This is a genomic window from Pseudoxanthomonas sp. LjRoot204_2 (assembly GCF_056175765.1).
Map to the genome: position 1 here is coordinate 1 of NZ_JBGFFG010000173.1, position 6,949 is coordinate 6,949.

The 6,949-nt window shown below is 68.6% G+C and carries 7 protein-coding genes and 1 pseudogene; 6 read left to right on the forward strand and 2 right to left on the reverse strand.

Annotated features, from left to right (window positions below; genetic code table 11):
* From AC04L7_RS09730 to AC04L7_RS09755, 6 genes are all read left to right on the forward strand, one after another.
* On the forward strand, positions 1–1,482 hold a 1,482-nt coding region (locus AC04L7_RS09730; protein ID WP_475512909.1), incomplete at its 5' end, for a glutamine--tRNA ligase/YqeY domain fusion protein.
* A gap of 76 nt (positions 1,483–1,558) precedes the next feature.
* The gene (locus tag AC04L7_RS09735; protein WP_435997138.1) at positions 1,559–1,978 is read left to right on the forward strand and encodes a hypothetical protein; all 420 of its coding nucleotides are present in this window, start codon (positions 1,559–1,561) and stop codon (positions 1,976–1,978) included.
* Positions 1,978–2,538: a nucleoside deaminase gene (locus tag AC04L7_RS09740; RefSeq protein ID WP_299340902.1), complete on the forward strand. Its 561-nt coding sequence runs from the start codon at positions 1,978–1,980 to the stop codon at positions 2,536–2,538. The genes AC04L7_RS09735 and AC04L7_RS09740 overlap by 1 nt, the downstream gene beginning before the upstream one ends.
* Before the next feature lie 93 nt (positions 2,539–2,631).
* Complete coding sequence (gene rlmM / locus AC04L7_RS09745; protein WP_435997136.1) at positions 2,632–3,684, forward strand: 23S rRNA (cytidine(2498)-2'-O)-methyltransferase RlmM; 1,053 nt, start codon at positions 2,632–2,634, stop codon at positions 3,682–3,684.
* Positions 3,685–3,721: 37 nt separating this feature from the next.
* On the forward strand, positions 3,722–4,654 hold the full coding sequence (locus AC04L7_RS09750) for an SMP-30/gluconolactonase/LRE family protein (protein WP_435997134.1): 933 nt from the start codon (positions 3,722–3,724) through the stop codon (positions 4,652–4,654).
* Positions 4,655–4,726: 72 nt separating this feature from the next.
* Positions 4,727–5,449 carry a hypothetical protein gene (locus AC04L7_RS09755; protein ID WP_296278207.1) on the forward strand — a complete coding sequence of 241 codons (723 nt, stop codon included), beginning with the start codon at positions 4,727–4,729 and terminating at the stop codon, positions 5,447–5,449.
* A 6-nt stretch (positions 5,450–5,455) separates the two neighbouring features.
* Here the strand turns inward: AC04L7_RS09755 and AC04L7_RS09760 are convergent, their stop codons facing one another.
* Positions 5,456–6,580 (reverse strand): Gfo/Idh/MocA family protein, encoded by a 1,125-nt coding sequence (locus AC04L7_RS09760; protein WP_435997132.1) that lies wholly within the window; start codon positions 6,578–6,580, stop codon positions 5,456–5,458.
* Between the two features lie 58 nt (positions 6,581–6,638).
* Positions 6,639–6,949: pseudogene (locus tag AC04L7_RS09765) on the reverse strand (UbiH/UbiF family hydroxylase); the annotation flags it as partial.

Below are 6,949 nucleotides of genomic sequence, written 5' to 3' on the forward strand. Positions count from 1 at the left end.
ATCCAGGACGACGTGCGCTGGCTGGGCTTCGAGTGGCACGACCTGCGCCACGCTTCCGACTATTTCGAAGTGCTGTACCTCGCCGGCGAGAAGCTGATCCGCCAGGGCGACGCCTTCGTCTGCGACCTGAGCGCGGACGAAGTGCGCGCGTACCGCGGCACGCTGACCGAACCGGGCCGCAACTCGCCCTACCGCGACCGCAGCGTCGAAGAGAACCTGGACCTGTTCCGCCGCATGCGCGCGGGCGAGTTCCCAGACGGCGCACGCACGCTGCGCGCGAAGATCGACATGGGCAGCGGCAACATCAACCTGCGCGACCCGGCGCTGTACCGCATCAAGCACGTCGAACACCAGAACACCGGCAACGACTGGCCGATCTATCCGATGTACGACTACGCGCACTCGCTGAGCGACGCGGTGGAAGGCATCACTCATTCGCTGTGCACGCTGGAGTTCGAAGACCACCGTCCGTTGTACGACTGGTGCGTGGACAAGGTGGACCTGGCCGGCTCGCCGGACCTGGTCGTGCCTTTGCTGGCGAAGGGCCTGCCGAAGGAAGCGAGCAAGCCGCGCCAGATCGAGTTCTCGCGCCTGAACTTTAACTACCTGGTGATGAGCAAGCGCAAGCTGCTCGCGATGGTGGAAGACAACCTGGTCGACGGCTGGGACGACCCGCGCATGCCCACGCTGCAGGGCATCCGTCGACGCGGCTACACGCCGGCGGCACTGCGCCTGATGGTGGACCGCGTGGGCATCAGCAAGCAGAACTCACTGCTGGACATCTCCATCCTCGAGGGCGCGTTGCGCGAAGACCTGGATGCCGCCGCGGCACGCCGCATGGCGGTCATCGATCCGGTGAAGCTGGTGCTGGCGAACCTGCCGGACGGCCACGAGGAAGCGCTGACGTTCTCCAACCATCCGAAGGACGAGTCGTTCGGCCAGCGCAGCGTGCCGTTTTCGCGCGAGCTGTGGATCGAGCGCGAGGATTTCGAGGAAGTGCCGCCGAAGGGCTTCAAGCGCCTGACCACGGGCGGCGAAGTGCGCCTGCGCGGCGCCGGCATCGTGCGCTGCGATGAAGTGATCAAGAACGACGCCGGCGACATCGTCGAGCTGCGCGGCTGGCTGGACCCGGAATCCCGCCCGGGCATGGCCGGCGCCGAACGCAAGATCAAGGGCACCATCCACTGGGTCAGCGCGAAGCATGCGGTCGCCGCCGACATTCGTCTCTACGATCGGCTGTTCACCGTGCCCAATCCGGATGACGAGTCGGAAGGCAAGACCTACCGCGACTACATGAATCCGGAATCGCGCCGCACGGTGACCGGCTACGTGGAGCCCGCCGCGGCCAGCGCGGCGCCCGAGCAGTCGTTCCAGTTCGAGCGTATCGGCTACTTCGTCGCCGACCGCTACGACCACACGCCGGAGCGTCCCGTGTTCAACCGCAGCGTCACCCTGCGCGACACCTGGGCGACCAAGGCCTGAGGCCGGCCTCTTTCACCGCGTCTTGAGGCGGCGAAAGGCAGGCTGGCGCGCACCACCACCGAGGAAGGAGTCCGCCATGTCCCGCATCGCGCTGCGCCTGTTGCCTGCCATGCTGTCGTGCCTGTTCCTGTTCGCGCTGTCAGGCTGTGCGGCGCCGGCGTCCTCCGATGGCGTGGCGACCGATCCGCCCCCCGCATCGGCGCCGGCGCCCAAGCCGACCGGTGGCAACCTGCCACCGCGCGAAGCGGGCGCCATCACCGTGGACTACGCCTGCCGGACCAGCGCCGACTGTGCGGTCAAGAACGTGGGCAACTGCTGCGGCGCCATGCCGGCCTGCGTCAACAAGGACAGCCCCACCGACCCGCAGGGCGTCCAGGCCCAATGCGCTGCGAGCGGCCGCATGAGCGTCTGCGGCTTCGCCGACGTGACCGCGTGCCAGTGCGTGAGCGGCCGCTGCGAATCCGACTCATCCTCCTCGAAATTGCCGACCCCGTAATGCTCTACCAACAGATCCACCTGACCCTGCCCGCCTGGACCCACGACCTGGTCGATCCCGCCGCGACGTTCGCGAGCGACGAAGAGAAGGTCGCGCTGGCCATCGACCTGTCGCGCCGCAACGTGGACGCCAGCACTGGCGGCCCGTTCGGCGCCGTGGTGTTCGGYCCCGACCATCGCGTCATCTCCCTGGGCGTGAACCGCGTGATGCCGCATACCTGCTCGCTGGCGCACGCAGAGAACATGGCCTACATGCTGGCGCAGCAACGCCTGCAGACGCCGCGCCTCAACGACCTTGTCGCGCCGGTGGTGCTGGCGACGTCGTCGCAACCCTGCTGCCAGTGCTATGGCGCCACGGTATGGGCGGGCATCGACCGCCTGCTGATCGGCGCGCGCGCCGAGGACGTGATGGAACTGACCGAGTTCGACGAAGGCCCGCTGCCGGCGGACTGGATCGGCGAGCTCAACAAGCGCGGCATCGAGGTGGTCCGCGACCTGCGCCGGGACGACGCGCGTGCCGTGCTGAAGCGTTACGGCGAACAGGGCGGCGACACGTACTGACCTGGCGCGGCAGGAGAAGCCATCGACCGGCGCTTCTCCTGTACCCTGTGCCTGCGGCAGGAGCCGCCACCCTCCGCTTCACGCGACCGCGCCATGTCATCGACGACCGGCCTGCTGGCCTTTTGCCGCCAGGGATTCGAACCCGAACTCGCTGCCGAACTGACCGAGCGCGCCGCGCTGGCCGGGTTCGCCGGGTATGCGCGCGCGCAGCGCAACGACGGCCATGTGGTATACGTCTGCGAACAGGCGCAGGCGCTGGACCGTGCGCTGCCCTGGCGCGACCTGATCTTCGCCCGGCAGAAGCTGCGTCTGCTCGCCGAACTGCGCGGCATCGATCCGAAAGACCGCATCACGCCCCTGCTTGCCGCGCTGGCCGGCAGCGGACGATTTGGCGACCTGTGGGTCGAGCATCCGGATTCCGACAGCGCCAAGCCGCTGGCGGGGTTGGCGCGCAGTTTCGGCAATGCGCTGCGCCCGGCGTTGCGCAAGGCCGGATTCCTCAGCGAAAAGGACGACGCCCGCCTGCCGCGCCTGCACGTGGTATTCGTGCAGGGCGACCATCTGTTCCTGTGCGTTGCCGACGCACGCGACAGCGCGCCGTGGCCGCTCGGYATCCCGCGCCTGAAGTTGCTGCCCGATGCGCCCTCGCGCTCGGCGCTGAAGCTGGAGGAAGCCTTCCTGTCGCTGCTCGACGAGCGACAGCGCGATGCATTGCTGCAACCGGGCATGACCGCGGCCGACCTGGGGGCCGCACCCGGCGGCTGGACGTGGGTGCTGACCCGTCACCACCTGCGCGTGACCAGCGTCGACAACGGTCCGCTGCGCGATCACGTGCTGGCCACCGGACTGGTCGAGCACCTGCGTGCCGACGGCTTCCACTGGAAACCCGCCCAGCCGCTGGACTGGATGGTCTGCGACATGGTCGAGCAGCCGCGCCGCGTGGCCGAGCGCATGGCGCAGTGGTTCCGTGAAGGCTGGTGCCGGCATGCGGTATTCAACCTCAAGCTGCCGATGAAGAAGCGCTGGGACGAGACCCGACTGTGCCTGGACCTGTTCGCGGACCAGGCCGGGCGTCCGCTCGAGGTGCGCGCGCGCCAGCTCTACCACGACCGCGAAGAGATCACCGTCTTCGCCACGCCCGGCTGACACCTGCAGACGCGCTGCGCGCCACCAAGGGAAACGGATGACGTCACCTGCCTCGACCCGCATCATTGCCCTGGGGCTCGTCGCCTCGCTCGCCGGCTGCGCGCACGTGCAGGGAGCCCGCAGCGCCGCCAACGAAACGCTGTACGTCGCGCGCGATGTCATCGGCGACGGTGTCTTCAGCGCGGGGATCGAAGGGCCAGCGTTCGGCCCCGATGGCGCGCTGTATGCCGTGAGCTATGGCCGCGACGGCACGATCGGCCGGGTGACCTTCGACGGCCATGGCAAAGGCCGCGCAGACCTGTTCATGACGCTTCCCGAGGGCAGCACCGGCAACGGCATCCGCTTCGATGCCGACGGCTTCATGTACGTCGCCGACTACACCGGCCACCGGATCCTGCGCATCGATCCGCGCGACCGATCGATCGGCGTGTTCGCGACGCTGCCGGGCGCACACCAGCCCAACGACATCGCGTTCGCGCCCAACGGCATGTTCTACGCCAGCGATCCTGACTGGCGCGGCGCTACCGGCCAGTTGTGGCGCATCCTGCCCCATGGCGAGGCGACGCTGCTGGAAACCGGCATGGGCACCACCAATGGCGTGGAAGTCGGGCCGAAGGGCGATGTGCTGTACGTCAACGAGAGCGTGCAGCGCCGCGTATGGGCCTATGACCTGGACGGCAGCGGCGCGATGTCCGGCAAGCGCCTGCTGATCGCATTCTCCGACCACGGCCTGGACGGCATGCGGACCGACGTGCGCGGCAACCTGTACATCGCACGCTACGGCGCCGGCGTGGTCGCGGTGGTGTCGCCCGATGGCAGGCGAGTGCGCGAGGTGACGTTGAAAGGACGGAAGCCGACCAACGTGGCCTTCGGCGGTCCGGACGGTCGCACTGTCTACGTCACCCTGCAGGATCGCGGCGCGATCGAAGCCTTCCGCGCCGAGTTTCCCGGTCGCGAAACCGGGCTGTGACCGGGTGCCGCCGCGGTCTCAGGCAGTGACATGCCCGCGTGGCAAGATGCCTTCCTGACACGGAGACCGACCATGCTGCCCATCGAACTCAAGGACCCTGCCGGTTTCGGCACCGAGTTCCTGCGCCTGACCCTGCTGCAGGGCTTCCAGTCGCTGACCAAGCGCGACCTGGAGTTGTTGATCTTCGTGTTGCTGGAGCGCGACGGCGCCATCGGCCGGGACGAATCCAATTTCACCGTCGCCGGCAAGCTGCGGGTCACGCCGGCCAAGATCAAGGCGCTGCGCCGCGATGGGTACGCCCGCTGGCGCGCCTTGGTGCCGGAAGAACGCGACGCCGCGCTGCAGCGCATCGTCGCCAGCGCGTTGACCGAAACGAACCTGAAGTCGGGCGCCAAGCATGTCAGCGAGCGCAGCCGCAAGGACGGCTTCCTCGCCATCCGCGTCGAACACCCGGACGACCACCAGCAGTTCGAACAGGCCATCCTCGACGTCGGCGCATTGCCGGTCTACGAGCGCAATCGGGAGGTCGTGGCCGTGCGCTTCGATACGCTGCTTGCCATCGCCGAGCGCTGGGGTTACCTGCAGCCCGATCCGGCCGCGGTCACCGAGGCCTTGAGGGCGCTCACACCCACCTCGGAAGAGGTCGCGGACCTGCTGAAGAAGGACGTCACCAAGCTGCGCTGGCAGGATGCGCGCAACGCGCTCAACAGCCTGGGCGCCAAGGCCGTGGCCAGCACCGCCGAAGGCGGCCTGAAAGGACTGCTGAAGATCGTCTTCCCGTTCATTCCGGGTTGATCGCACTCAACCCGCGGCGATCTCCACGCGTTTCCCACCCGCGCGCGCGGACGCGAAGATCGCATCGAGTACCTGCATGTCGCGCCAGCCCTCCTCGCCAGGAACCCGCGGCGCACGCCGCTCCAGGATCGCCAGCGCATCGGCATCCATCTGCCTCGCCTGCTGCGCAGGCGTGGCACCGACCGCGACATCGAAACGGCGGCCGTCGCTGGCCTCGCCGCGCACGCCTTCGTAAGCCTGGAACGGCGACAGTTCGTACCACCCGTTCGCGCACTCGGCGCGCAACAGATTGAGATTGCGGCCAAAGCTGGTCTCGCCATCGGCCACGATGCCGTCGGGAAACTCCAGCCGGAACTGCATCGTCTCGTCGACGCCGCGGAAGATCTCCGGGCGCTGCACCGACGCCGTGGCGGTGACCGCGACCGGCTCGGCGCCGGTGGTGTAGCGCGCGGCGTTGAGCGCGTACACGCCCATGTCGTACATGGCGCCGCCGCCCCGCGCCGGATCCAGCCGCCACGGATCGCCGCCGGCGTCGTCGAATCCGCGGAATCCGGCCTCTGCGCGGATGCGCTGCAGGCGGCCGAAGGGTCGCGAGTGCGCCAAGGCCATGACGGCCTGCGTATTGGGCTCGTGTTGCATGCGGTAACCGATCGCCAGTTGCACCCGCTGGTGCCGGCACGCCTCGATCATCGCGCGCGCCTCCGCGGCATCCATCGCCATCGGCTTCTCGCACCAGACATGCTTGCCGGCCGCCGCGGCCCGCAGGGTGAACGGCTTGTGCAGGTGGTTGGGCAACACGACATAGACCACGTCGATGTCGGGGTTGTCGGCGATGCGGTCGAAACCACCGTAGTCGTAGACGTTGCGGTCGGGAATGCCATGTCGGCGCTGCCATTCCGCCGCCTTGTCCGGCGTGCCGGTCACGATGCCGGCCAGCCGGCAATGCCTTGTCATCTTCAGCGCAGGAGCCAGCAGGTCTCGGCTGTAATAGCCGAGACCGACCAAGGCGACGCCCAGCGGACGCCTGGCCGTCGCGCTCACGCGGGGCAGGACGCCGGCCATGCCCGCCGCGCCGAGCGCACCGAGCAGCCGCCGACGGAATACATCGGGCGAGGAACGTTCGATACTCATCGCGGCCAGCCTCAGGGTGGGGAATCGCGAGGCTATCGCATGCGGGGTGCCGCCGGTGTCAGCGCGGGCGCTGGCCGGCCGCGTGGCGCCAGAAGAAATCCACCAGCGGCGGCAGCCTGCCGGCCAGGCCCAGCAGCGGACCGCGCAGGAGGGTCAGGTGCATGTCGTCGTTCGAGAACAGCCGGTTGATGCCTTCGAAGGCATACGCGGCGGTCGCATTCTCGCTGCGGCGCGCGCGGGCCCAGCGCTCGAGCCGATGCGTGGCGGACCAGTCGACGCGCCGAGCCTGCGCGGCGCGGATCCCGTCACGCAAGGCGCCCACGTCGCGGAGGCCCAGGTTCACGCCCTGCCCTGCGAGCGGATGCACCA